Genomic DNA, 22,109 nt, shown 5'->3' with positions numbered 1-22,109 from the left:
CCCACTCAAGGCTCACCCCGCGACCCCCTTGGTGTAAATACTGCGCTGTTTTGCGTTCAGTTTCTCGGTGTCCATGATCAGACAGACGTCAATCGTATTGAAGTCACGATCAATATAGGCGCCCTGCCCGACCACGCCACCCAAACGCAGGTAAGCCTTGATCAAGGCAGGCACCGCCAACATCGCGGCCTTGCGATCAAGCTGCTCTTTGGGCAACAGATTCATCGAAGTGCTGCTGTCGGTTTTCACCGTCGCGCGCAAAGCCTCGGGCGCAAGGTGATTGTGATGCAGCATCGATAAGGGCTGCGCCAGTTCTTGCGGATCCGTGCCATGAAAACTGGCCACACCGAACAAAATTTCAATACCGTTTTCAAGCACATAAGCCGCCAGTGCGTTCCACAAGTGAAACATGGCTGCCCCACCGCGATAGTCCGCATGCAGGCACGAGCGCCCCAGTTCCAGCAACTTGCGACCACTGTTTTTCAGCGGCGTCAGATCGTACTCAGCCTCGGAGTAGAACTGCCCGATCTTGGCGGCCTGATCGTCGCGCAGCAGTCGGTAGACCCCGATCACCTGCTCCTCCAACACGTCCGAACGCGCCACGTCCAAAAGAATCAAGTGATCGAAAAATGGATCGAACTGGTCGACCTCAAGGCGATTGGCATGGTCCACCATCGCCCCGCCGGCACCCAACTCGGCCACGAAAACATCATACCGCAAGCGCTGCGCGGCTTTCAGCTCGGCCTCGGATTCGGCAAGTTTTACAACGAATTGCGGTTCGGTCTGCGTCATTTCAGTGGATCCAGGCAAGCTCTTGCCGCTTTTACGCAAGGCCCTGGCGAAAATCAATGTAGGGCATCAAGGCTTTACTAAACCTTAGCGAGTGTTAGGCTTTCATTAACCCTTATTAGTCATCAAACACGGGTATCAACAAGATGCGAGAGCCATCAATGACCACTTTGCCGGCCTCGGGGAAATTAACGGTGATTTTTCCATGAATGTTGGACTGCACCTGCCCTGTGCCCCAATCGGGCTGGCCTGGATGTTTCACCCGCATTCCGGGTTCGAGAAAACTGTTCAGATCGTCCATTGGCGGTGCGTCCATGAAGGAGGTTGATTTGCCCAACGATAGCCTTGATCTCAGCGCTTTGATAGGGTCGCGCGTGTGCCACGATCTGATCAGCCCCATCGGCGCGATTGGCAACGGGCTGGAGCTGTTGCAGATGGGCCACCCCCAAACCCCCGAGATGCAGCTGATCGCGCAAAGCGTGCAAAACGCCACAGCCCGGGTCAAATTTTTCCGCATTGCTTTTGGCAAGGCCTCGCAGGACCAACAGGTCAACATGGGCGAGGCCTATTCGATCTTGCGGGATCTGTCCGAGGGTGGGCGGATCACCTATGAGCTGGACTCCGACATCGACCCTGATCGCGCGGGCCTGCAATCGGCTTTTCTGGGCGCGCTTTGCCTGGAAACCGCGCTGCCTTATGGCGGACGGATCTCGATCAATCATTCACTGGGCATGTGGGAGATTTCATGCACTGGCCGACGGATCGCCCTGACGGACGCATTGATGGCGCAGATGACGGGCAAAAGCACCGGGGACGAGGTCAAACCCTCTGAGGTGCAATTCCTTCTGTTTCCCGCCAGCCTGGTCGCGCAGGGGCGCTCTGCCAAGGTCAAACGGACCGAGACAGAGCTAGCCCTGTTTTTCTAGTGACATTTAGGGACGCGTGGTGCCGTCGCCCTCGACCAGATACTTGAAGCTGGTCAGCTGAGCGGCGCCCACCGGGCCGCGAGCGTGCATTTTGCCAGTCGCGATACCGATTTCAGCTCCCATGCCAAACTCTCCGCCATCGGCGAACTGGGTCGAGGCATTGCGCATCAGAATCGCGCTGTCCAGACGTTCAAAGAACCGGTCTGCCACGGCGTCATTCTCGGTAATCACGCAATCGGTATGGCTGGAGCTGTACTGCCGGATATGCGCAATCGCACCATCCAGATCGTCCACTACCTTGGCGGCAATGATCGAGTCCAGATACTCTTTGCCCCAATCCTCGGCCTGGGCAGGGACCGAGCCGTTCAACCCTTCTGCGCGCACCTCGACACCGGCCTGCATCAGAGCAGAAACCAGATCGGCGCCCAGACCATCGGCAATGTCCTTGTGAATCAGCAGACATTCCGCGGCGCCACAAATACCCGTGCGGCGGGTCTTGGCATTCAGCACCACGTCCATCGCCTTTTTCGGGTCAGCGTCCTTATCCACATAGATATGCACGATGCCTTCAAGATGCGCGAATACCGGAACGCGAGCCTCTCGCTGCACAAGCCCAACCAAGCCTTTGCCGCCACGGGGCACGATCACGTCCACATAGTCGGTCATGGTCAGCAATTCCTGAACCGCCGCACGGTCACGCGTCGGCACCAGCTGCACCGCGTCCTCGGGCAAATTGGCGGCGCGCAGACCTTCGACCAGGCAGGCGTGGATCGCACCAGACGAGTGGAAGCTTTCCGAGCCGCCCCGCAGGATCACCGCATTCCCTGATTTCAGGCACAATGCGCCGGCATCTGCTGTGACGTTCGGGCGGCTTTCATAGATCACGCCGATGACACCCAGCGGGGTGCGCACGCGGCGGATATGCAGCCCCGAAGGCATGTCCCATTCTGCAAGAACCTCGCCCACCGGATCGGCCTGTTCGGCGACGGCGCGCAGGCCATTGACGATCCCCATGATGCGGTCTTCGTCCAGCATCAGGCGGTCCATCATGGCGGGACTCAGCCCCTTTTCGCGGCCATAGTCCAAATCCTTGGCGTTAGCTTCGATGATGGCCGCGCGGTTTTTCCACACCGCATCGGCGGCGCCAATCAGTGCGGCGTGTTTACGCTCGGCGCTGGCATATCCCAGCTCGGCGGCGGCGGCCTTGGCGCGCGCGCCCAGGTCCAGCATCATCTGGTGAATATCGGTTGCGTCTTTCATGTTCTGACCTCCGGTTCCCGTGTCAGTGTATCTTTGGTGGCGTCAAAGCGCCATGTCATCGCGATGGATCAAGGCACCCCGGCCCGAATAGCCCAGCAGATCTTCGATCTGCTCTAGTCGGTGACCCTTGATCTGAAGAGCCTCGGCCGCGGTATATCGGCTAAGCCCCTGTCCAAGCTTGTGCCCATCTGGGCCCAGGATGGCCACGGGGTCTCCGCGGCCAAAGGCTCCTTTTATGGTGCTGACACCGGCGGGCAGCAGGCTGTTTCCTGCATGCAGAGCAGTGACAGCGCCTGCGTCCACGGTAATCTCTCCGCGCGGTTTCATTGAATGAATCCAACGCTTTCGGGCCTGGTGCGGATCACTTTGCGCCAGGAACCACGTGGCATTCGCGCCCTTTTCCAATGCAGTCAGGGGCCGCATGACCGAGCCTTCGGTGATCGCCATGGTACAGCCCCCGGCGATGGCCATCTTGGCCGCCATCAGCTTTGTCACCATACCGCCCTTGGACAGGCCCGAGACCCCCTCGCCGGCCATGGCCTCGATCTGGGGGGTGATGTGCTCGATAATATCAAAGCGCAGCGCACTGGAGTCCTGCTGTGGGTTGGCCGAGTAAAACCCATCGACATCCGACAACAAAATCAGCTGGTCAGCGCCCACGGTCACGGCGATCTGGGCGGCCAGACGGTCGTTGTCACCATAGCGAATTTCGTCCGTGGCTACGGTATCGTTTTCATTGACGATGGGCACGACGCCCAGCCCGATCAACTGGTTCAGCGTGGCACGGGTATTCAAATAACGACGGCGGTTTTCGCTGTCCTCTAGCGTCACCAGCACCTGCCCAGTGGTGATGTCATAGGGGTTCAGCGCCTCTTGGTAGGCGCGCGCCAGACGAATTTGCCCCACGGCCGCGGCAGCCTGAGATTGCTCCAGCGCCAGATCGCTTTGCGGCAGGTTCAGCACCCGGCGCCCCAATGCGATTGACCCGGACGAGACCAGAACCACGTCCTTGCCCTGCCCCTTGAGCCACGCCACATCAGCAGCCAGCGCCTTTAGCCATTCGTCGCGCAAAGCGCCGCTTTCCCGGTCCACCAACAGGGCCGAGCCAATCTTGATCACAAGACGTTTGGCTGCGGTCAGGGTCGCCACGCTTCATCCTCGTCTTCGGTTTTCTTTTGTCGCAAGCGGTTGTCGTCGATCTGAGCCCGCAACGCGCGTAGCACGTTGTCCGTCCCCTCGCGCGAGACGCCCGACATCAGCATGACTGATTCACCACTGGCGGTTTCCAGCTCTTCCTTCAGAAAGGCGCGTTCCTCGTCATCCAGCGTGTCGATCTTGTTCAGAACGGTAATGCGCGGTTTTTCGGCCAACGCGCCGCCATAGGCCTCAAGCTCACCAATGATTGTGTGGTAATCCTCGATCAGCGTGCCCGAGCTGCCGTCGACAAGATGCAGCAGAACCGCACAGCGTTCAACGTGACCCAGGAACAGATCGCCCAGACCACGGCCTTCGCTGGCACCCTCGATCAGGCCGGGGATGTCCGCCACGACGAATTCCACGCCATCGATCCCCACAACGCCCAGATTGGGGTGCAGGGTGGTAAAGGGATAGTCCGCAATCTTGGGCCGTGCGTTCGACGTGGCCGCCAGAAAGGTCGATTTACCGGCATTCGGCAAGCCCAGCAGGCCAACGTCTGCGATCAGTTTCAACCGCAGCCACAGCGTCCGCTCTACGCCCTCCTGCCCCGGATTGGACCGGCGCGGCGCCTGGTTGGTCGAGGATTTGAAATGCAGATTGCCCCAGCCGCCGTTACCACCCTTGGCCAGCAACACGCGCTGGCCGACTTCGGTCATGTCCGCAATCACCGTTTCCTGATCTTCGTCCAGAACCTCGGTTCCGACCGGTACCTTCAGGATGATGTCTTTGCCATCGGCGCCGGTGCGCTGGTTGCCCATGCCCGGACGGCCGTTATCGGCAAAGAAATGCTGCTGATAGCGGAAATCAATCAGCGTGTTCAGCCCTTCGACAGCCTCGGCCCAGACCGAGCCGCCACCGCCACCGTCACCCCCATCGGGGCCGCCATATTCGATATACTTCTCGCGGCGGAAGCTGATGCAGCCCCCTCCGCCCGAACCGGACCGGATATAGACCTTTGCGAGATCAAGAAATTTCATGGTCGTCTCCTAACGCAAAGGTCCGGTTGTTCGCAATCCGGTCTTTGCTCAATCCAATTTGCGGCTATAGGTCCAGGTCTGGACCTTGCTGTTTCGCGCAACCGAAAACGTTTCGGCATCGCCCAGGTATTCAAATCCACAGTTCGTCAGCACACGGGCCGAGGCAGGGTTGTCCTGAAACACCTCGGCAAACATCGTGGCGCTGTCCTGCGGGTTAGCCTCGATCAGGGCCGTCACCGCCTGCGAGGCCACGCCGGTATTCCAGAACGCCGGCGCAACCCAATAGCGGATCTCGGACTGGTTGCGGTCCATGTGGTCCAGCATGATCAGCCCCATGACCTCGCACGCGCCCTGTTTGGTGCCATCAATGGCCCAGACATCCTCGGTGCGTTCGTCTTCCATCGAACGCACGATCATCGCCTCGGTGGCACCGGGCGGCAGCGGGTGCGGGATCGAACGTGTATTTTTCGCCACCCGCGGATCCGAGCAGTACATGTCAATCAACCCCAGATCGGACTTGCGCAGAGGACGCAGGTCGAACCTGTCCGTTTCAATCACGGGCTGGTTGGTGATCTTGTCCAACATCATTTCAAATTCCTCCCAAAATACGCCGGGACTTCACCCATTCGAGCCTGAACGCTGTCTCCTCCACAGCGGCTAGCCCAAGGTAAAACCGAATATTGTCAAACAGATGGCGCACGAAACGCCAATTACTAGGGGTGTCGCCAGTAACATTTGCGACATGCTCAGGGACGTCCAGCCCGCGCACCGTTCCCAGGGTGCGGAGATGGTCAGTCAGATTGTAAAACAGTCCGGCAACGAACATTGGTTGCCTCCTTGAACGAAAAAGGGGACCGGCGGTTTGCCGATCCCCTTATGAACTTATGCCCTTAAGGTCGGCTTACTCAGCGGCCTCCGCCACTGGCAGAACCGAAATAAAGGTGCGGCCTTTCAGGCCCTTGTGGAAGGTCACTTTGCCTTCGACGGTAGCAAAGATCGTGTGGTCACGTCCCATGCCAACGCCTTCACCCGGCCACCACTTGGTGCCGCGCTGACGCGCGATGATGTTTCCAGGGATAGCGGCCTGACCACCATACAGTTTTACGCCAAGGCGGCGACCAGCAGAGTCGCGACCGTTACGGGATGAGCCGCCAGCTTTCTTGTGTGCCATGAGTCGTTACTCCTTACTTAGCGGCCAGTTCTTTGGCCTGTTCCACCCAGCCTTCGCGCTCGATACGGCCTTTGAACGACAGTTTTTCGTCGAACTCGGCGATATCGGCCTCGGTCCAGGCTGCGATTTGGGCAAAGCTGGTGACGCCAGCGGCGAGCAGCTTCTTCTCCAGCGCGGGGCCAACACCCGACAGCGCTTTCAGATCGTCCGCGCCAGCTGCGGCCGGTGCAGCAGCAGGAGCAGCAGCGGCCGGAGCGGAACCCGCGCCGATGGCTGCTTTGACGCCCGAGGCAGCAGCGCCCGAGGACAGAATGTCAGTGACCTTGATCAGCGTCAGTTGCTGACGGTGACCCTTGGTGCGCTTCGAGCTGTGCTTACGACGGCGCTTGACGAAGTTGATGACTTTGTCGCCCTTGATCTGATCTACGACCTCGGCCTGAACGCCAGCATCGTCAACCAGAGGCGCGCCCACGACGAGGTTATCGCCGCCCAGCATCAGAATCTCGTTGAATTGGATAGTTTCACCTGCATCAGCAGCCAGTTTCTCAACGCGCAGAATATCGCCCGCTTGAACCTTGTACTGCTTGCCGCCGGTTTTTAGGACCGCAAACATTTGCTTTTCCTTCATTTTCCCGCGTTCTGTGGTCCCCGTCATCAGGAGTTTACGGCTTATGCCACCTCGAACAGCGCGTCATTTAAGACGTCATTAACAACAACACGGGCAAGGTTCCCCCAGCCCGAGATGCGCGCTTTTCCTCTGGAATAGATACAAAGTCAAGCCAAAACCCAGCAAAATAATGGAAAATCGCCTAGAGCTCTTCTCCGAGGGCCTGAACGGCAAGCGCCCACCCAAGCGCCAGCGACAAATCCGCATACATCCTGTCATAGGCTTGGAAAATCGCCTGCGTCACCGCACGTCCGGGCGGTGTGCGCGCAAATTTGGTGTAGGCGTTGATTTCTTCGATCGACTGAGGCTCGAAGGACAGCATCAGGTACCCCATCAACCATTCCTGGGTATCGGTACGCAGTTCGTCTTCGATGGCCCAGGCGTCGTCCAGGATGTCCTCTTCGGTCATATCCAGATAGCCACCCCGGGCCAGCCCCTGGAAAAACCTAAGCTGCGCAGTCATGCCCCCCATCACGTTGTATTCCACCAGCTCGTTCGCATCTATGAAATCGGCCAGTGCCCGCGCTCGTGCCAGGGGCAGCGATTTGGCCTCATTGCGAGAGGCTTCTTCAACGCCCGCGTTCAGCATGGCGCGCCGTGCTGCCAGTTCCGAGGCCACGACCTGTTGCCCTAGCGGCGTTTCAAAAAAGGCTTCGGCCTCGGCGCTAAGCTTGGGATCCATGGACTGAACAAAGACCTGGGCAACGCCGCCCTGCATTCCCTCCAGTTCGTAAAGCCGCTCCAAACGCTGATGCCACAGCTTGCCGCCGCCATCTGGCAGCAGATCCTGGCCCAACTCCTCGCCAAAGCTCAGCCCCTCTTGGCGCATCACTTCAACGAACTCATCCATACGCAGCAATCGGTGCAAATGCACCGGGTCAGCCGCGGCAGGCAGTGCCCAAAGCACTACACACAGAACACTGATTAAACGTTTCACAGATCAGGTCCTACAATTCTTCTGACGGTCGTAAATCAGCCATGCGCGCCGCCAGTATTTCATAGCGATGCGCGGTAATCTCGAATTGGATGGCGTTCACCAGCCGGTAAACCTCTTGCATCTGCGGGGCTTCCAGCGCCTCGGTGTACTGGCGCAGCTCCTCGTCGCTGAGGGACTGATAAGTATAGGCCGCATTGGCCATGGCATTGGCCATGATCGCCGCGCGAGTCTGCGTTTCTTGTTGGCGGAAAAAGGCGCGCATGTCCTTCTCGTCCATTTGCAGGGCGATTACCCCGTGCGCGGCAGCCGTCAGCAGGAACCGGATCTGGATTTCCTGCACCGCTCGCAAGGACATCCCATCGCTGTCCACCGCATTGTTCATACGCCGCAGATAATCCAGTCGGGCGCTGCCCTCGGCCCCGACCCGCACCAGAGCCGAGACGATCTCTTGCCCGGCTTCAGACTTGGAAGCTTCGTCTTCAATCATGTGCGATGCGTTTTCGACACGCACCACCTGCTGGCCCAGTGCGGAACCATAAAAGTCCAGAGCATGATCCAGCATTTCCTGGTTCAGCGTCTGTTCCAGCATGTCCGTGGCCGTGGCCACGATTTCTGCCGGGCGCATCACGTCCTCGACCACGCGGTTCCACATGATTCCGAAATCACCCGGATCCCGCCCCAGCATCTCGGGCGCTTTCTTGGCGCCAAGACCCATTGATTCCAGAGCGACATCAAATCCTGTCACCTCCAGAAAGCGCGCAACATCCGCGCGCTCGGCGGCCTGCGCATGATTGGCCGGGGTTAAAATCACCACCAGAGCCAACAAAACAAGACCCAGTGGCGCAAACACTGCGCGAATGGGATCAGAGAGTTTAAATAAATTGGTATACATGGCCTTCAAATTAGAAAAAAACTTCGCAGAAACAATGCAAATCGCACTTGCCACTCGTGAAAAGAGCCTTTAAACGCCTCCACCAGACCCCCGCGGAGAGGTGCCGGAGTGGTCGAACGGGGCGGTCTCGAAAACCGTTGTGGGTGCAAGCCCACCCAGGGTTCGAATCCCTGTCTCTCCGCCACTATCCCCTTGAAATTTATGATTAATCAAAAATTTCAAGGGGATAGTGCGCTTTTCGATCGGGCGGCCTCCCCACGCGTTTCATACAACGGCCTTGGACCGATGTATCCGGGGGTTCGGGACAGTTTGATTTTTCACTACGGGCGTTGGCCATTTTCCGCCGGGCAGGACCAATTGTGCTGACGACCAGATTGATCGCGGCCCTTCCATCGCTCAGGCGCTTTTACTCGAAGCCAGCCCTTCGGCATAAACCTCAAGCTTTTCGCGGGTTTCGGCCCACAGTACGCGCAAAGCTTCGGCCCACATGTTTAATTCGACGGTCCCTTGATACCGCAACTTGTTTTCCAGCTGGGACAAAGAGTTGCGCAGCCGCGTCGCGCCGATCATTGCAGCCGTCCCGGACAGGTTATGCACGGCGGTCAGCGCCTCGTCATGTGCCCAGCCCTGTTTCTGGTTCAGCGCGTCGATAAAAGCATCCCCTTCATCAAGCACACCCTGGATCATGGTCTTGAAACTCTGCGCGGGCATCGAGCCGGACAGCTGATCCAAAATCAGGGGGTCCAGGGTCGCCGTCCGGCGTGTCGGCATTGCATCAGGCGTCTTTCCTGTCAGCACCCCTCGGATGTTGCGGCGACTTATGGGCTTGGCCACGACCGCATCCATGCCGACTTCGTGATACAGCTGCGCATCCTGATCCAGCACATGAGCCGTAAGCGCGACGATCCTGGTATCACGATTCAAACCATCCAAGCGAACCTCGCGCGTTGCCTCGACCCCGCCCATCACGGGCATATTGATGTCCATCAAGATCACATCGAACGGCTGTTCGCGCGCCATTTCCACCCCGACCTGGCCGTTCTCAGCCTCTTTTACGGTATGGCCGTCCTGCTCCAGCATTTCTCGCAGGACAAAGCGGTTGGTGGGATTGTCCTCGACGATCAGGATGCTTAGGGCGCGGGACTCTTCAAACGTGATTTCCTGCGCTTTCAGGTCATAGGCCTCTTGAAGCGGGACGACAGGCAGACGCACCCAGAACAGGCTGCCCTCGCCCGGCTCGCTTTCCATCCCGATCTCACCCTTCATCACCGTGACGATGCGGCGCACGATGCCCAGCCCAAGCCCGGTGCCTTCGATCTTGGTGCTTTCATCGGTCCGGGCGCGAACGAAATCATCAAACACGTTGGTTTGCTGGTCCTCGGGAATGCCAATTCCGGTGTCGATCACCTGGATTTCCAAGCCCATGCCATCTGGTGTGGGCTGCGTGGTCACCAGCAGTTCGATATCCCCGTTTTGCGTGAACTTGATTGCATTGCCTAATAGGTTGGCCACGACCTGCCGCAATCGCATAGCATCACCATCGAAATGTCCAAGCCGGGGCGGCAGTTTTGACAGAGTCAGCTTGTTGCCCTTGGCTTCGGCCGTCGGCCGCATCGAGGCGACAATCTCGTCCAGAATGGCATCAAGATCGAAGGGCGCGTTGTTCAAAGTTATGCCGCGCGCTTCGATCTCGGTCAGGTCCAGAACCTCGTTAACGTGCTCCAGTAGCACCTTCCCCGATTGCTCAAGCACGGACAGATAGTGGCGGTTCTTGGCTTCGGTCAGGCGGTCTTTCATCAGGTCCACCACGCCAAGGATCCCATTCAGGGGCGTGCGCATCTCGTGGCTCATGACAGCCAGGAAATGCGCTTTTGCCTGTTCGCCTGCAACGGCCTTGTCCAATGAAGCCTGCAGATCTGACTCGGCTTGCAACCTGTCCGAGATATCGCGCAGGAAGTAGACATAAACCGGCCGCTGTTCCAGCGAGGTCGCGCCCTGCGATACCTCAAGCGGCAGCGTCAAACCTGACAGAGTGCGCCCGCTCAGGCGTTTGCGGAACACTGCGCCGCCAGGCAAGGGCAATTGCACGTTCTGGCCGTCTGCATCCCGCAGCATTTGGGCGAAACCCACCCCCCGCGCCTGGTCAGGGGTATAGCCCAGAAGGGCCGCGGCGGCACTGTTGAAATCCTCGATGCGGCCCTCGGTGTTGGTCACAACGATCGCATCGGGCGAGGTTTCGATCACCGTGGCCAGACGCTGTGTGGTCAGCAGGTTTTCTTCTGCCCGACGTCGATAGATCACGAACAATCGCGAAAACAGAAAGGCCCACCCGAACAACGAGCCAAAAAGGACCAGCGAGGTCACGCCAAGCTGCATCACCAGTTCTGCAGTTTCACGCCGGTTGGTTTCGGTACTGGTAGTCAGGACATAGTTGGCATTGGTGACCACCCGGCGGGTATCCGGGCGAATTCGTCCAAGCTCTTGCTGCAGGAATGCTGCGCTGTTCAATAGATCGGCCTTGTCACCGTCCATCAACGGCAGCAGCGCTTCGATCCCCTCAGAGATCCGCTCCAGCGCGACGATCTCACCCGATATCGTAATGGCCGAGCGATACAGCGGGCTTTGCTGCAATGTGCCCACACGACTGTAGAAAACATCGAAGCGGCGGTGAAGTTCGGGCAGCGCGGCCTCGTCCTCGATCTGCAACCGCAATGCGGCTTTTTCCAGCTCCAGGAACTCGACCTCAAGCTGGGTAATCGTCCAGATCACGTTGTCCCGACGCGAGACCTGCATCTCTTCCAGACGTTCGGTCACCTGAACCCAGATCGGCACCAGCAGCATCAGAGACACCAGCCCAGCCAGCATCATCAGGACACTTTGGACCCTGCGCCCCCTGATCTGTCGACGAGACTTTTGCACCATGAAAACTCAGCCCTTACCTGCGGCCTGCCCTGCCCGATGGCTGGGTACGGCACCGGGCAGCTTAGCGGTAAACCTCGATCCGGTCCAATTGCCAAATGCTTTGGGCATAGATGGACTCGGTCTGAAATTTCGCATCCGAGTCATATGGGAATACCACCCAAAGCGGGCCCTTGTCGCGGGGGCTCATGGGCTTGCCATTCCATTCATAGGCCACCAGCGGCCCGCCGGGCACGATGTCTTCGAACGGGATTTCGATCAGGTATTCGTTCAACGCACTGAAATCCAGTTGACCTTCGAAAATCTCCAGATGGGCCAGAAGATCGCTCAGCCAGACGCCACGAAAACGTTGGACGCCATCTGTCCAGATCGTCGTGGTATGGAATTCTGCGGCGGGCAGCGACTGCACCTCGTCCAGACTGACCTGCCGGTTCAAGACCGGCTTTTCCGCGTGATCCAGAATTACGACCTCAAGATGAAACTCATCCTCTGCCTCTGCTGCGACCACGTTCGTGACCCCCAACACAAGGGCGAGCAGCAATGCGATCAAAGCCTGAAATCGTCGCATATTAAATCCGGAATATTACCCAGCCAAAGTTATACAACTTATTGCGGTAGGAATTTGCGCAGGTCTATAGCCCTATTCCTATGGATAGGTTAGGGTATCAGGTATTGGAGAAGGGCCCAGGCCAGTATATCCGCAGTTTCTTGAATGAATAACAAGTATAGCCGACAGCAGCGTTTTTATGACACGTATACTGATTGCAGATGATCACGAGCTCGTCCGTGGGGCGATTTCAACCTATCTCGAGAACGCCTCGGGGTTCGAAGTGATGCAATGTGCCGATCTGAAAGCCGCGTTGGGCCTGATCACCTCGGAGGGTCCTTTTGATCTGGTGCTGCTGGATTTCACAATGCCCGGCATGACCCTGCCCGAGGGGCTGACCAAGACGATCCAAGCCAACGCCCCTGCCCCCGTGGCCATGCTATCGGGCACGGCAACGCCTGATGTAGCCCGCCGTGTGCTGGCCACCGGCGCCAAGGGCTTTTTGCCCAAGACGATGGCCCCCGAGACCCTGATCAGCGCCGTGCGCCATATTCTGGCCGGTGATACCTATGCTCCGCTGCGGTTTCTGGAATCCGAAAGCCTGCGCCCTGACGCGCCGCGCCTGACCCCGCGCGAGCGTGACGTCCTTCGCGGTTTGAGCGACGGGAAATCCAACAAGGAAATTGCCCGCGATCTTGACCTGCAAGAGGTGACGATCAAACTGCATGTCAAGACGCTCAGCCGAAAGCTGAACGCACGCAATCGCACCCATGCTGCGATGCTGGGCCGCGATCTGAACCTGATCTAACTGCCCTGAGCGGCCGCGATCGCACAGCCATCCAGCGTCAACTGCCCCGAAGGCACGGCCCAGACCGGGATTTCGCGAAGGATTGGCTGGTATGGCCCCGGTCTGCGGAAGGCCTCGGCGAACCCTAACGCATTTAGGTCCCCGGCCAGCGCGTTTCCGACGCTCCCGCCCAGAAAGATACCCCCGCGCGCCAAGTGGCCAAGCGCCAGATCGGCGCAATGGCTGGCCAGATAGCCCGAGAAACGCCGCACTGCCTGAATGGCTGCAGGATCGCCGGCGGCGAAGGCCTGCGTGACGTCCTCGCCGCGTGCATTCTGATCGCCGCCGAAAAACGCCCACAAACGCGCCAGCCCGACGCCGCTGATCACGCCCTCGATCGGACAATGCCCCAAATGGGCGCGCACGGCCTGTGCGATCTGAAGATCCAGCGCATCAGCAGCGCCAAAGGCCGCATGACCGGCCTCGGACGGCGGAACGAACAAACGCCCGTTTAGATCGTGCGCCACAGCCGCGTTGACCCCGGTGCCAACCGCCACGATCACCCGAGGGGCCCCGGGCATGTCCAAGCCGTCCAGAACCGGCACCAGATCCGAGCGCTTCAATGCGTGCAGTGCATAACCCTGCGCCTGCAGATCGTTGAGAAATATCAGCCTGTCTGTACCCGTCTCGGCCGCAAGCTGGGTGTGCTTCAGCGTCCAGGGATAATTGGTCAGAACTACGCCCTGTTGGGTTACCGGCCCCGCAGCTGCCACACAAGCCGAGCTGATCGCGGGATTCGCTTGTTCGGACAGATAACTGCGGATCGCCTGCATGGGCCCAGGAAAGTCGGCATTGCGATAGCGCCGCAGACTTGAGGGCGCGACCTGCCCGTTATGGGCCAGTGCCAGCCTGGTGTTGGTGCCTCCGAAATCAGCGACGAGGGTATACATCAAGGCTCCGCAGTTTTGGGCAGGCTAACCCCGCCCCGGCCAAAGAAAAAGACCCCGCATTGCGGGGCCTTTGACAAGATCATCCGCGACGACGACGCCCGCCACCCCGACGGCCACCACGTCCGCCAGCAGCCTCGGCCCCGCCGGCAGGTTTATTGAAGTTGATCCACTCGCCACCATGCGGGTCGTTGTTTGTCAGCAGGTTGGCCGCGCGAACGGCCTCCATTTCCTTGCCCGGAAGCGGCTTGGTCGAGCCCAGACCGAACATCTGGCAGAACGCCTCGTCATCCATGCCTTCGGGCAGGATGATCCCGGCGGCTTCGACCTCGGCGCGTTTTTCGGCCAGTTTCTTGGGGCCAACCGGCAGCGTAATCGGGTTCATGATGGCACTGGTCATGCCGGCGGTCATCGCCATGGGCAAGAACGCGTTGTTGATGCCGTGACGGTTGGGCAGCCCGAACGAGATGTTCGAGGCGCCGCAGGTGGTGTTCACGCCCAGCTCGTCCCGCAGACGGCGCACAAGGGTAAAGACCTGATGTCCGGCCGTCGCCATCGCGCCGATTGGCATGACCAGAGGGTCCACAACGATGTCATGGGCGGGAATGCCGAAATCTGCGGCGCGTTCTACGATTTTCTTTGCGACGGCGAAACGCACATCGGGGTCTTCGGAAATCCCGGTATCGTCGTTCGAGATCGCCACGACCGGCACGTTGTATTTCTTGACCAGCGGCAGAACCAGTTCCAACCGTTCTTCTTCGCCGGTGACCGAGTTCAGCAGCGGGCGGCCTTCGGCGGCTTTCAGCCCTTCCTCCAGCGCGCCGGGAACCGAGCTGTCGATGCACAGCGGCACGTCCACGATGGCCTGCACGCGCTCGATCAGGGCCTTCATCAGCGGCGGTTCGACAAAGTTGTTGTCGGCATAGCGCGGATCTTCGGCCATCTTGTTGGAAAACACCGCGCCCGAGTTGATATCCAGCACCGTCGCCCCTGCCATCACCTGCGCGATCGCGTCAGCCTCGACGGTCGAGAAGTCATCCATTTCCAGCTCGGCCGCCAGTTTCTTGCGGCCCGTCGGGTTGATCCGCTCGCCGATTACGCAAAAGGGCTGATCGAAACCGATGATGGCGGTCTTGGTTTTGGATTCTACGATGGTGCGGGTCATGTCTTATCCTTGTTGGTTGGCCGGAACGCCCGAGGCGCCGCCATGGTCCTGAGTCCACTTGGCCGAGGTCTTGATACCCCCCAGCGGGAACATGTGAACATTAGTGATGTTGAAATCAGGGTTTGCAGCCTTGTGCGCGGCCAGTTGGGCGACCAGTTCGGTCGGCTCGTAGGGCAGCAGCAGCTTGGTCACGTCCATCGCGCGTTTTTGCAGCACCCTTAGCGAAGGGCCGACACCGCAGGCGATAGCGAATTTGATCAGGGTTTGCAGCTTGGCAGGGCCCGCAATGCCGATGTGGATGGGCAACTTGATGCCCTCATCCGTCAGGCGGCTGGCCCAGTCGATCACGGGCTGCGCTTCGAAACAGAACTGCGTGGCCAGCGCCATGTCGGCATCTGTCCGGTCGGAAAACGCCTGTTTCCAGCGCAGGGCGTCCATCACCATCCGGTCGCCGCCATCGGGGTCGATATCCTTGTTGCCTTCGGGGTGGCCCGCAACGTGCAGACGCTTGAAACCCGCACGGTCAAACAGCCCGGTTTCCAGCAATTGCATCGAGGAATGAAAGTCGCCATGCGGCTCGGTCACTCCGCCCGCCAGCAACAGCGCCTGCGTCACTCCGGCCTCGCCCTGATACCGGTTGATCCAGTCCTCAAGCGTGGGGGCATCCGCGATGATCCGCGCCGGGAAATGCGGCATGACGTCAAAGCCCTCATCCGCCAAACGCGCGGCGGTGGTGACCATGTCCTCAATCGGGGTACCATCAATATGAGCGATATAAACGCGGGTGCCGCGCGGCAGCAGGTCGCGGAAATCGTCGATCTTTTCAGCCGTGCGCGGCATGACCTCGATCGAGAACCCGCCCAGAAACGTTTCCATCCGGGGGTCGACGGGCTGGCCCGCCTCGTCGCGTTTTCTGAAATTCAGCAGAGCCATCAAGGCCTCCATTATCGCAGCGGGGGTCATGCCCATCCGTCATTGGCGATCAGCGCCTTCAGGCGGTCCTGATCATATTCGGCCTCCAGTCTTGCGACCTCGGCTTCGACAACGTCTTGGGGGGACCCCTCGACCGGATAGGGGGCGGCCTTGCGCCATTCGGCCAGATAGGCATCGGTTTCCGATGCGCCGACCTTCATGGCAGCCCGGTCAATCGCCTGTTCGAAGCGTTCGGCCAGTGGCTTTTTCGCGCCCCGGCGGCCCTTGCCCACGATCACCTGAGCCGGAATATCCCGCCAATAAACAATGGTGACGTCAGCCATGCGATTGATTCCCCTGTTTCCTTGGTTCCATCTGTAGACCAGCCCAATCGCGACAAAAGGGTCGTTTTCGACAGAAAGAACACGCTCTGCGACGTCCGTAGTTGTATCCGCACTGCCCGGCAAAGGGCCAGCGCCCATGATCGGAAAAATCCTAAACATCATCATGAGCCGCATCGCAGTGCTTGCGCGGGGGGCATGAGTTCACTAGGTTGAAAGTAACTTGAAATGGAGGGCGTATAGTCATGGCGCCCAAGCGTCCCAGAGGTGCGGGCGCATTCCCGAAACCGGTTGAGAGCTCCGCGCCCAAACCGCCCGATCCGGCCGAGCTGTATGCTGCGCTGGATTTGGGCACGAACAGTTGCCGCATGCTGATTGCCCAGCCCAAGGGCAGCCAGTTTCATGTGGTCGACAGTTTCTCGAAGTCCGTGCAACTTGGCGCGGGGCTTGAGAGTACTGGCAAGCTTAGCCGTGCCTCGATGGGGCGCACGGTGCAGGCTTTGCGCATCTGTCAACAAAAGTTGAAACGTCACAAGGTCAAACGGATGCGCCTGGTCGCCACCGAGGCCTGTCGGCGTGCGTCCAACGCACAGGAATTCATCAAAAAGGTACACCGGGAAACCGGGCTGCGTCTGGAAATCATTGAACCCGAGGAAGAGGCCCGCTTGGCGGTCATTTCCTGCGCGCCGCTGGTCAGCACCAAGACCGAGCAGTTGCTTGTCGTGGACATTGGCGGCGGCTCGACCGAGCTGGTGTGGATTGACCTGTGCTCCGTCCCCCGACGTGACCGCCCCCGCGCGATCATGCGTCTGCATCAGGGGTTTCACCCGCAAAACACTCCCTTCCCCGCCGCCAAGGTGGTGGATTGGATCAGCGTGCCCCTGGGTGTGGCCACTCTGCGCGATCAATTCCACGATGTGGATGATGACGCCGCCCGTTTCGCCCTGATGAGCTGGTTTTTCGAAGAGAACCTCTCGGAATTCAGCCCCTATGCTGAAGAACAGTGCAAAGAGGGATTCCAGATCGTCGGAACCAGCGGCACCGTCACCACGGTGGCAGCCTCGCATCTTGGGCTGAAACGCTATGACAGGACCAAAGTCGACGGGCTGCGCATGACGTCCGAGCAGATCGACAAGGTCATCCGGGGTTATCTGAATCTGGGCCCGACCGGCAGACGCCGCGACCCGCGCATCGGGCAGGATCGGCATGCGCTGATTATGTCAGGCTCGGCGATTTTGCAGGCGCTGCTGCGTTGCTGGCCCACCGACCGGCTGTCCGTGGCAGACCGGGGCCTGCGTGAGGGGTTGCTTTATGCGCAAATGAGCGCGGACGGCGTTCTGGAAGACGCCCCCTACTGATTGATCTGCGCAAAGCGAATTTTGCGGTTCGCGCTACCTCTGATACCATGTTCGGGATTGTCAGGGGGATACATCATGACAGATTTGAACCAACCGGCTTATCGGTGGGTGGTGGTCATTGCTTCGGCCTTGATACTGGCCGTGTCGATGGGGGCCATCGTGAATGGCATCACCGCTTTTGTCGTACCTATGCAAGAGGCCTTTGGCTGGCAAAGGGGTACGGTATCGCTGATAAATTTCTCAGGCATCATCGGGCTGGCTTTTGGCGGTATGGTGATGGGCCGCGTGGCCGACAAACGCGGCGTGCGCCCGGTTGTGCTGTTTGGCGCGGTGATGCTGGGGCTGACCTATATTCTGGCCTCATTCATGCACGAGCCCTGGCAGTTCTATGCCCTATTCGTATTTGGCGGCTTCTTTGGCGCCGGAGCGATTTTCGCGCCGGTGATGGCCGCCGTAGGCGGATGGTTCCGGCTGGGCGCTGGCCTGGCCATCGGCATCGCTTCGGCCGGTCAGGCCCTGGGACAGGGCGGCGTGCCGTTTGGCTCGACCTTTCTGATCAGCGGTTTCGGGCTAAGCGGCGCATTCATGGCCACCGGGATCATCATGCTGGTGGTGCTGGTCCCACTGGCGCTGTTGTTACGCCCTGCCCCAGCCCAGACCGCGACAGCCGCCGCCCAAACTGCGATGGACGAGCAAGACCTGCCGCCCGTCAAAACCCTGATCGCATGGATGAGCCCCGCCGTGGTTCTGTGCTGCACCTGCATGTCGGTGCCGCTGATGCATCTTGTTCCGCTGCTGCAGGACAAGGGCCTGGCCCCGGAACGCGCCAGCAGCGTGATTTTCGTGATGCTGATGGCTGGCATCCTTGGACGGATCGCCTTTGGCAAACTGGCCGACATCATCGGTAGCCTCCGCGCTTACATGACCGCGACGGCATGGATGACTGTTATGGTGGCCGGGTTCCTGATCGTGGATACATTACCAACGATTTACCTATACGCGGTGATCTATGGCTTTGGCTATGCGGGCGTGATGACAGGTATTTTGGTCAGTGTTCGGATGCTGACACGGGCCGAGCATCGGGCCGGCGCCACGGGCACCATCACCCTGTTCGGCTGGTTCGGCCATGCAATCGGGGGCACGTTTGGCGGCGTACTTTTCGATCTGACCGGAGCTTATACCGCGACCTATCTGATCGCCGCTGCGGCGGGCGTAGTGAACCTTTTGATCATCAGCACCTTTTATCGCCGGATGAACGGCCCCAGCGCACCGCTGCTGGCCACCGCCAGCTAGCCCCCTTGCCCCCTGTCGCACTGGCAGGTATGCGTCGGGATGACGAATGGAGACGAAACAGGTGACCAAGAATACATCCGGGCGCGGACAGCGCGATCTGAAGGTCAAGGTAAAGACCGCCCGTGGGCGCAGCCTTAGCTCGACCCGGTGGTTGCAGCGTCAGCTGAACGATCCCTATGTCAAACGCGCCAAGACCGAGGGTTATCGCGGTCGCGCGGCCTTCAAGATTCTGGAGCTGGATGACAAGTTTCGCTTTCTTGTGCCCGGCGCTCGTGTCGTGGATTTGGGCTGTGCGCCCGGAGGCTGGTGCCAGGTCGCGGTAAAACGCGTCAACGCACTGGGCGAGAAGTCCGGCAAGAAAATCGGCACTGTTCTGGGTGTCGACCTGCAGGAAGTCGAACCCATCGCGGGTGCCGAAACCCACCAGCTGGATTTCATGGCCGATGACGCCGATCAGCAGGTCAAGGAGTGGCTGGACGGTAAGGCTGACGTGGTGATTTCGGACATGGCGGCCTCCAGTTCTGGGCATAAACAGACCGACCACCTGCGCATCATCGCCCTGTGCGAGGCCGCAGCCTATTTCGCGTTTGATGTGCTTGAAGAGGGCGGCACCTTCGTTGCCAAGGTGCTTGCTGGCGGCGCCGAGGGTGATCTGCAAAAGCTGCTGAAGCAGAAATTCACCAAGGTGGTGAACATGAAACCGCCTGCGTCACGCTCGGACAGTTCCGAAAAATTCGTGGTCGCGATGGGGTTCCGGGGTTAAAGATACCCGCCAATCGGCTTGGAAAAGGACGCATTGGCCGCCGCCAAAAGCGACGCTTCGGCCGGATCGTCCAGCGCACGGGTTTTGCGCCCCACACGGCTGGAAGCCGTCAGGTTCTGCTGGCGCAGCAGCTCGAACAGGCGCGCGTGTTTTTCCAGGCTGACCCGCAGATGATGCGGCATGTCTTTGGCGGGCATGGGGGCCTCCGGCGGTGCAACTCACCGTCCAGTCTGCAGACAGATTGCGGCGCAAATGGCGCAAGCCCAAGGAAAACCTAAGGAAATCCCATACTCTGAAGCGAAATCAGTTCAGATCTTCCAGCAGGCGGCCATGCTTGCGGGTCTCGGTCAGCATGTCCCCGAAGGTACGGATACCGCGCGCCTCCATCATGGGAAGCATCTTGCAAAGCACCTCGGCGGTGGCATAGGCGTCACCCATCGCCGTGTGGCGCAACGCCTCGGGGATGGTCACGCCCAGACGGTCACACAAGGCATCCAAGGTATGCGTCTGGCTGGCCCCAAACAGCACAGCAGACACCAGAACCGTGTCCAGCACCGGGTGATCCCATTCCAGCCCCAGCCGCTTGCCGTGACGATGCATAAAAGCCATGTCGAATGGAGCGTTATGCGCCACGATGACCGAGCCGCGGGCGAAGCGGTGAAACTCAACCGCCGCCGTGTCGATCAACGGCGCATCCGCGACCATCGCATCGCTGACCCCATGCACCTGGGTCGAGGCCGCAGGGATCGGCATCTGCGGATTGACCAGCGTGTCGATCTGCTCGGCCGGGACGATTTTTCCGCGCACCACGCGCACGGCACCGATCTGAACGATCTCGTCCTTATGGGGCAAAAGCCCGGTCGTTTCGGTATCGAACACCACGTAAGTCAGATCAGACAAGCAGGTTTCATCCGCGCTGGTGCCCGCATTTTGTTCCAGCAAATCAAAGTCATAAATCAGCGGTCGCGCTGCTTCGGGGGTGATATGTGCCTCAAGCGCGTCGATCACCAGCAAATAACCCGCGCCCTGATCCAGAGGCTTCATACGCAGATCAAAATACTCGTCACTGCCCACGCCGTCAGCGCTAAAGGCCACCTCCATCCCCTCTTTGGTCATCTTCTTCCAGGCCGTTTCAATGGCGGACTGATCAAAATAATCAAAAATCGGGCTGTTCAGACGCGGTGTGTGAATCTGGGCCAGAACGGCCGCTGCTTGCCCATCATACAGTACGATCTGGTGGTTGGGATTAACCAGAACCGTGGCCACGGGGATTTCGGTCAGCAGGGCCGTCAGGCGGTCCCGCTCGGTCGCCAGTCGTTGGGTTTCAGCAGCGACCAGGCTTGCGGTATTGACGGCGGTTTCCGACAACTGCTTGGACATGGCTTGCGCAGCGGGGGCAAGATCACCCAGGTATTTGGCGGCATCGTCCGTCAAACCGGTTCCCACACCTGCATGTGCCTGCGCGCGCAGCCCTGCGGCCAGACGCTCGATCGGTTTGGCGACGTTTTCGTCAAACAGCAACCATACGCCTGCGCACAGGCCCAGCAACCCAAATCCTGAAATAATCGCCGCCAAGGTGAACCCCGAGGTCGCATCCCCGGTCAACGCCTTGTTATACCCGACAAAAAGAGCGCCCAGCACAACAGCCAGACCGCCCACCCCCAGCAGAACGAAGAACAGAAATATCCGTATCCGCAGGCTTAGATTGGTCAGCATCACGCACCTCCGCAAGCCAGCTTGAAGGTCGGCTCGTCCGCCGGAATCGGTCCCCACTTGGCCCCGATCAGAGCGCCGTTTTCATCAAAGTTCACTTCCTCGGGAACCAGCGTCTGCATGTTGTTCGTACAATCGAACATCACCGCCAGCGTTTGCAGAGGTTGCCAGCGGCCAAAGAACAGCAGGTCCACCAGAACTTTGCCCGGCTGATCAGGGTTGCGTCGCGCTGTGCCCACATCGACGGCCACGAACCGCTCGATATAGGGTTTGGCATAGGTCCAGGGACGGTACATCGCCTTGCTTTCGATGGTTTCGGCCACCTCGATCCCTTCGGGAAGAGGGCCCGCCGTCCGGCTGTACCAGCTGTATTCGCTACTGATCGTCGACAGCAGCATCGCTGCCCCAGCCGCGACCGGGATCAACCAGCGTGGCAGGCGCCCACCTAAGGCGCGGTTCACCAGCATCAGTACCCCTGCGGCGGCAATCCCTGCGATGAAGGTTGCGATCAATTCCAGAAACATGCGGCCTCTCCTCCTTGGCGCGTT

General features: G+C 59.6%; 25 protein-coding genes and 1 tRNA gene. 6 read left to right on the top strand and 20 right to left on the bottom strand.

All coding sequences use genetic code 11. The annotated features are described in order from the left end of the window. Nucleotides 1-12: 12 nt before the first annotated feature. Nucleotides 13-792: a GNAT family N-acetyltransferase gene (locus ACOQOQ_RS11920; protein ID WP_420567207.1), complete on the bottom strand. Its 780-nt coding sequence runs from the start codon at nucleotides 790-792 to the stop codon at nucleotides 13-15. Nucleotides 793-907: 115 nt separating this feature from the next. After that, a complete protein-coding gene (locus ACOQOQ_RS11915) occupies nucleotides 908-1,090 on the bottom strand; it encodes a DUF3553 domain-containing protein (RefSeq protein ID WP_420567206.1) in 183 nt (60 codons plus the stop codon). Nucleotides 1,091-1,118: 28 nt separating this feature from the next. Between ACOQOQ_RS11915 and ACOQOQ_RS11910 the strand changes: the two genes are divergently transcribed. After that, nucleotides 1,119-1,715: a histidine phosphotransferase family protein gene (locus tag ACOQOQ_RS11910; RefSeq protein WP_420567205.1), complete on the top strand. Its 597-nt coding sequence runs from the start codon at nucleotides 1,119-1,121 to the stop codon at nucleotides 1,713-1,715. Nucleotides 1,716-1,721: 6 nt separating this feature from the next. Here the strand turns inward: ACOQOQ_RS11910 and ACOQOQ_RS11905 are convergent, their stop codons facing one another. The 9 genes from ACOQOQ_RS11905 to ACOQOQ_RS11865 all read right to left on the bottom strand — a co-directional run bounded on the left by ACOQOQ_RS11905 (nucleotide 1,722) and on the right by ACOQOQ_RS11865 (nucleotide 8,816). After that, nucleotides 1,722-2,975 (bottom strand): glutamate-5-semialdehyde dehydrogenase, encoded by a 1,254-nt coding sequence (locus tag ACOQOQ_RS11905; RefSeq protein ID WP_420567204.1) that lies wholly within the window; start codon nucleotides 2,973-2,975, stop codon nucleotides 1,722-1,724. A 42-nt stretch (nucleotides 2,976-3,017) separates the two neighbouring features. Next, the gene (proB, locus tag ACOQOQ_RS11900; RefSeq protein WP_420567203.1) at nucleotides 3,018-4,124 is read right to left on the bottom strand and encodes a glutamate 5-kinase; all 1,107 of its coding nucleotides are present in this window, start codon (nucleotides 4,122-4,124) and stop codon (nucleotides 3,018-3,020) included. After that, a complete protein-coding gene (obgE, locus tag ACOQOQ_RS11895) occupies nucleotides 4,112-5,149 on the bottom strand; it encodes a GTPase ObgE (protein WP_420567202.1) in 1,038 nt (345 codons plus the stop codon). Before obgE ends, proB begins: the two co-directional genes overlap by 13 nt. A 48-nt stretch (nucleotides 5,150-5,197) precedes the next feature. Continuing rightward, nucleotides 5,198-5,737, bottom strand: a complete 540-nt coding sequence (locus ACOQOQ_RS11890) for a GNAT family N-acetyltransferase (RefSeq protein WP_420567201.1) — start codon at nucleotides 5,735-5,737, stop codon at nucleotides 5,198-5,200. Between the two features lies 1 nt (nucleotide 5,738). Then, nucleotides 5,739-5,975, bottom strand: a complete 237-nt coding sequence (locus ACOQOQ_RS11885) for a hypothetical protein (RefSeq protein WP_420567200.1) — start codon at nucleotides 5,973-5,975, stop codon at nucleotides 5,739-5,741. 75 nt (nucleotides 5,976-6,050) lie between these two features. Next, the gene (gene rpmA / locus ACOQOQ_RS11880) at nucleotides 6,051-6,320 is read right to left on the bottom strand and encodes a 50S ribosomal protein L27 (protein WP_420567199.1); all 270 of its coding nucleotides are present in this window, start codon (nucleotides 6,318-6,320) and stop codon (nucleotides 6,051-6,053) included. Between the two features lie 13 nt (nucleotides 6,321-6,333). Beyond that, nucleotides 6,334-6,933: a 50S ribosomal protein L21 gene (locus ACOQOQ_RS11875; protein ID WP_420567198.1), complete on the bottom strand. Its 600-nt coding sequence runs from the start codon at nucleotides 6,931-6,933 to the stop codon at nucleotides 6,334-6,336. Between the two features lie 196 nt (nucleotides 6,934-7,129). Next, entirely contained in the window at nucleotides 7,130-7,924 is a 795-nt protein-coding gene (locus ACOQOQ_RS11870) for a DUF2059 domain-containing protein (RefSeq protein WP_420567197.1), read from the bottom strand. Nucleotides 7,925-7,934: 10 nt separating this feature from the next. Beyond that, complete coding sequence (locus ACOQOQ_RS11865) at nucleotides 7,935-8,816, bottom strand: DUF2059 domain-containing protein (protein ID WP_420567196.1); 882 nt, start codon at nucleotides 8,814-8,816, stop codon at nucleotides 7,935-7,937. A gap of 94 nt (nucleotides 8,817-8,910) precedes the next feature. On the opposite strand from ACOQOQ_RS11865, the gene ACOQOQ_RS11860 reads away from it, so the two are divergent. After that, nucleotides 8,911-9,000: transfer RNA gene (locus tag ACOQOQ_RS11860), tRNA-Ser, on the top strand. A gap of 212 nt (nucleotides 9,001-9,212) precedes the next feature. Here the strand turns inward: ACOQOQ_RS11860 and ACOQOQ_RS11855 are convergent. Then, on the bottom strand, nucleotides 9,213-11,684 hold the full coding sequence (locus tag ACOQOQ_RS11855; protein WP_420567195.1) for an ATP-binding protein: 2,472 nt from the start codon (nucleotides 11,682-11,684) through the stop codon (nucleotides 9,213-9,215). Between the two features lie 115 nt (nucleotides 11,685-11,799). After that, nucleotides 11,800-12,303: a molybdopterin-dependent oxidoreductase gene (locus tag ACOQOQ_RS11850; protein WP_420567194.1), complete on the bottom strand. Its 504-nt coding sequence runs from the start codon at nucleotides 12,301-12,303 to the stop codon at nucleotides 11,800-11,802. Nucleotides 12,304-12,481: 178 nt separating this feature from the next. Between ACOQOQ_RS11850 and ACOQOQ_RS11845 the strand changes: the two genes are divergently transcribed. Next, the gene (locus ACOQOQ_RS11845; protein WP_420567193.1) at nucleotides 12,482-13,090 is read left to right on the top strand and encodes a response regulator; all 609 of its coding nucleotides are present in this window, start codon (nucleotides 12,482-12,484) and stop codon (nucleotides 13,088-13,090) included. Here ACOQOQ_RS11845 and ACOQOQ_RS11840 read toward each other — a convergent pair. The 4 genes from ACOQOQ_RS11840 to ACOQOQ_RS11825 form a co-directional block, all read right to left on the bottom strand. Further along, nucleotides 13,087-14,019 (bottom strand): ROK family protein, encoded by a 933-nt coding sequence (locus tag ACOQOQ_RS11840; RefSeq protein WP_420567192.1) that lies wholly within the window; start codon nucleotides 14,017-14,019, stop codon nucleotides 13,087-13,089. The genes ACOQOQ_RS11845 and ACOQOQ_RS11840 overlap by 4 nt on opposite strands. Nucleotides 14,020-14,098: 79 nt before the next feature. Then, complete coding sequence (locus ACOQOQ_RS11835) at nucleotides 14,099-15,181, bottom strand: methyltetrahydrofolate cobalamin methyltransferase (RefSeq protein WP_420567191.1); 1,083 nt, start codon at nucleotides 15,179-15,181, stop codon at nucleotides 14,099-14,101. A 3-nt stretch (nucleotides 15,182-15,184) separates the two neighbouring features. After that, a complete protein-coding gene (locus tag ACOQOQ_RS11830) occupies nucleotides 15,185-16,114 on the bottom strand; it encodes a methylenetetrahydrofolate reductase (protein WP_420567190.1) in 930 nt (309 codons plus the stop codon). Between the two features lie 26 nt (nucleotides 16,115-16,140). Further along, nucleotides 16,141-16,437 (bottom strand): virulence factor, encoded by a 297-nt coding sequence (locus ACOQOQ_RS11825; protein WP_420567189.1) that lies wholly within the window; start codon nucleotides 16,435-16,437, stop codon nucleotides 16,141-16,143. 242 nt (nucleotides 16,438-16,679) lie between these two features. Between ACOQOQ_RS11825 and ACOQOQ_RS11820 the strand changes: the two genes are divergently transcribed. The 3 genes from ACOQOQ_RS11820 (at nucleotide 16,680) to ACOQOQ_RS11810 (ending at nucleotide 19,848) form a co-directional block, all read left to right on the top strand. Then, on the top strand, nucleotides 16,680-17,792 hold the full coding sequence (locus ACOQOQ_RS11820) for a Ppx/GppA phosphatase family protein (protein ID WP_420567188.1): 1,113 nt from the start codon (nucleotides 16,680-16,682) through the stop codon (nucleotides 17,790-17,792). A 75-nt stretch (nucleotides 17,793-17,867) separates the two neighbouring features. Further along, nucleotides 17,868-19,085 (top strand): MFS transporter, encoded by a 1,218-nt coding sequence (locus ACOQOQ_RS11815; protein WP_420567187.1) that lies wholly within the window; start codon nucleotides 17,868-17,870, stop codon nucleotides 19,083-19,085. A gap of 46 nt (nucleotides 19,086-19,131) precedes the next feature. Beyond that, on the top strand, nucleotides 19,132-19,848 hold the full coding sequence (locus ACOQOQ_RS11810) for an RlmE family RNA methyltransferase (protein ID WP_420567186.1): 717 nt from the start codon (nucleotides 19,132-19,134) through the stop codon (nucleotides 19,846-19,848). On the opposite strand, the gene ACOQOQ_RS11805 is transcribed toward ACOQOQ_RS11810, so the two are convergent. The 3 genes from ACOQOQ_RS11805 to ACOQOQ_RS11795 form a co-directional block, all read right to left on the bottom strand. Then, nucleotides 19,845-20,045, bottom strand: a complete 201-nt coding sequence (locus ACOQOQ_RS11805; protein ID WP_420567185.1) for a hypothetical protein — start codon at nucleotides 20,043-20,045, stop codon at nucleotides 19,845-19,847. The genes ACOQOQ_RS11810 and ACOQOQ_RS11805 overlap by 4 nt on opposite strands. Before the next feature lie 106 nt (nucleotides 20,046-20,151). Continuing rightward, a complete protein-coding gene (locus ACOQOQ_RS11800; RefSeq protein ID WP_420567184.1) occupies nucleotides 20,152-21,564 on the bottom strand; it encodes an exonuclease domain-containing protein in 1,413 nt (470 codons plus the stop codon). Continuing rightward, nucleotides 21,564-22,085: a hypothetical protein gene (locus ACOQOQ_RS11795; protein WP_420567183.1), complete on the bottom strand. Its 522-nt coding sequence runs from the start codon at nucleotides 22,083-22,085 to the stop codon at nucleotides 21,564-21,566. The genes ACOQOQ_RS11800 and ACOQOQ_RS11795 overlap by 1 nt, the downstream gene beginning before the upstream one ends. Nucleotides 22,086-22,109 lie beyond the last annotated feature (24 nt).

Source organism: Thalassovita sp. (assembly GCF_965218685.1).
Lineage (GTDB): Bacteria > Pseudomonadota > Alphaproteobacteria > Rhodobacterales > Rhodobacteraceae > Thalassobius.
Note: the sequence above shows the minus strand (reverse complement) of the source record. Positions and strands in the feature narration are given on the sequence as shown.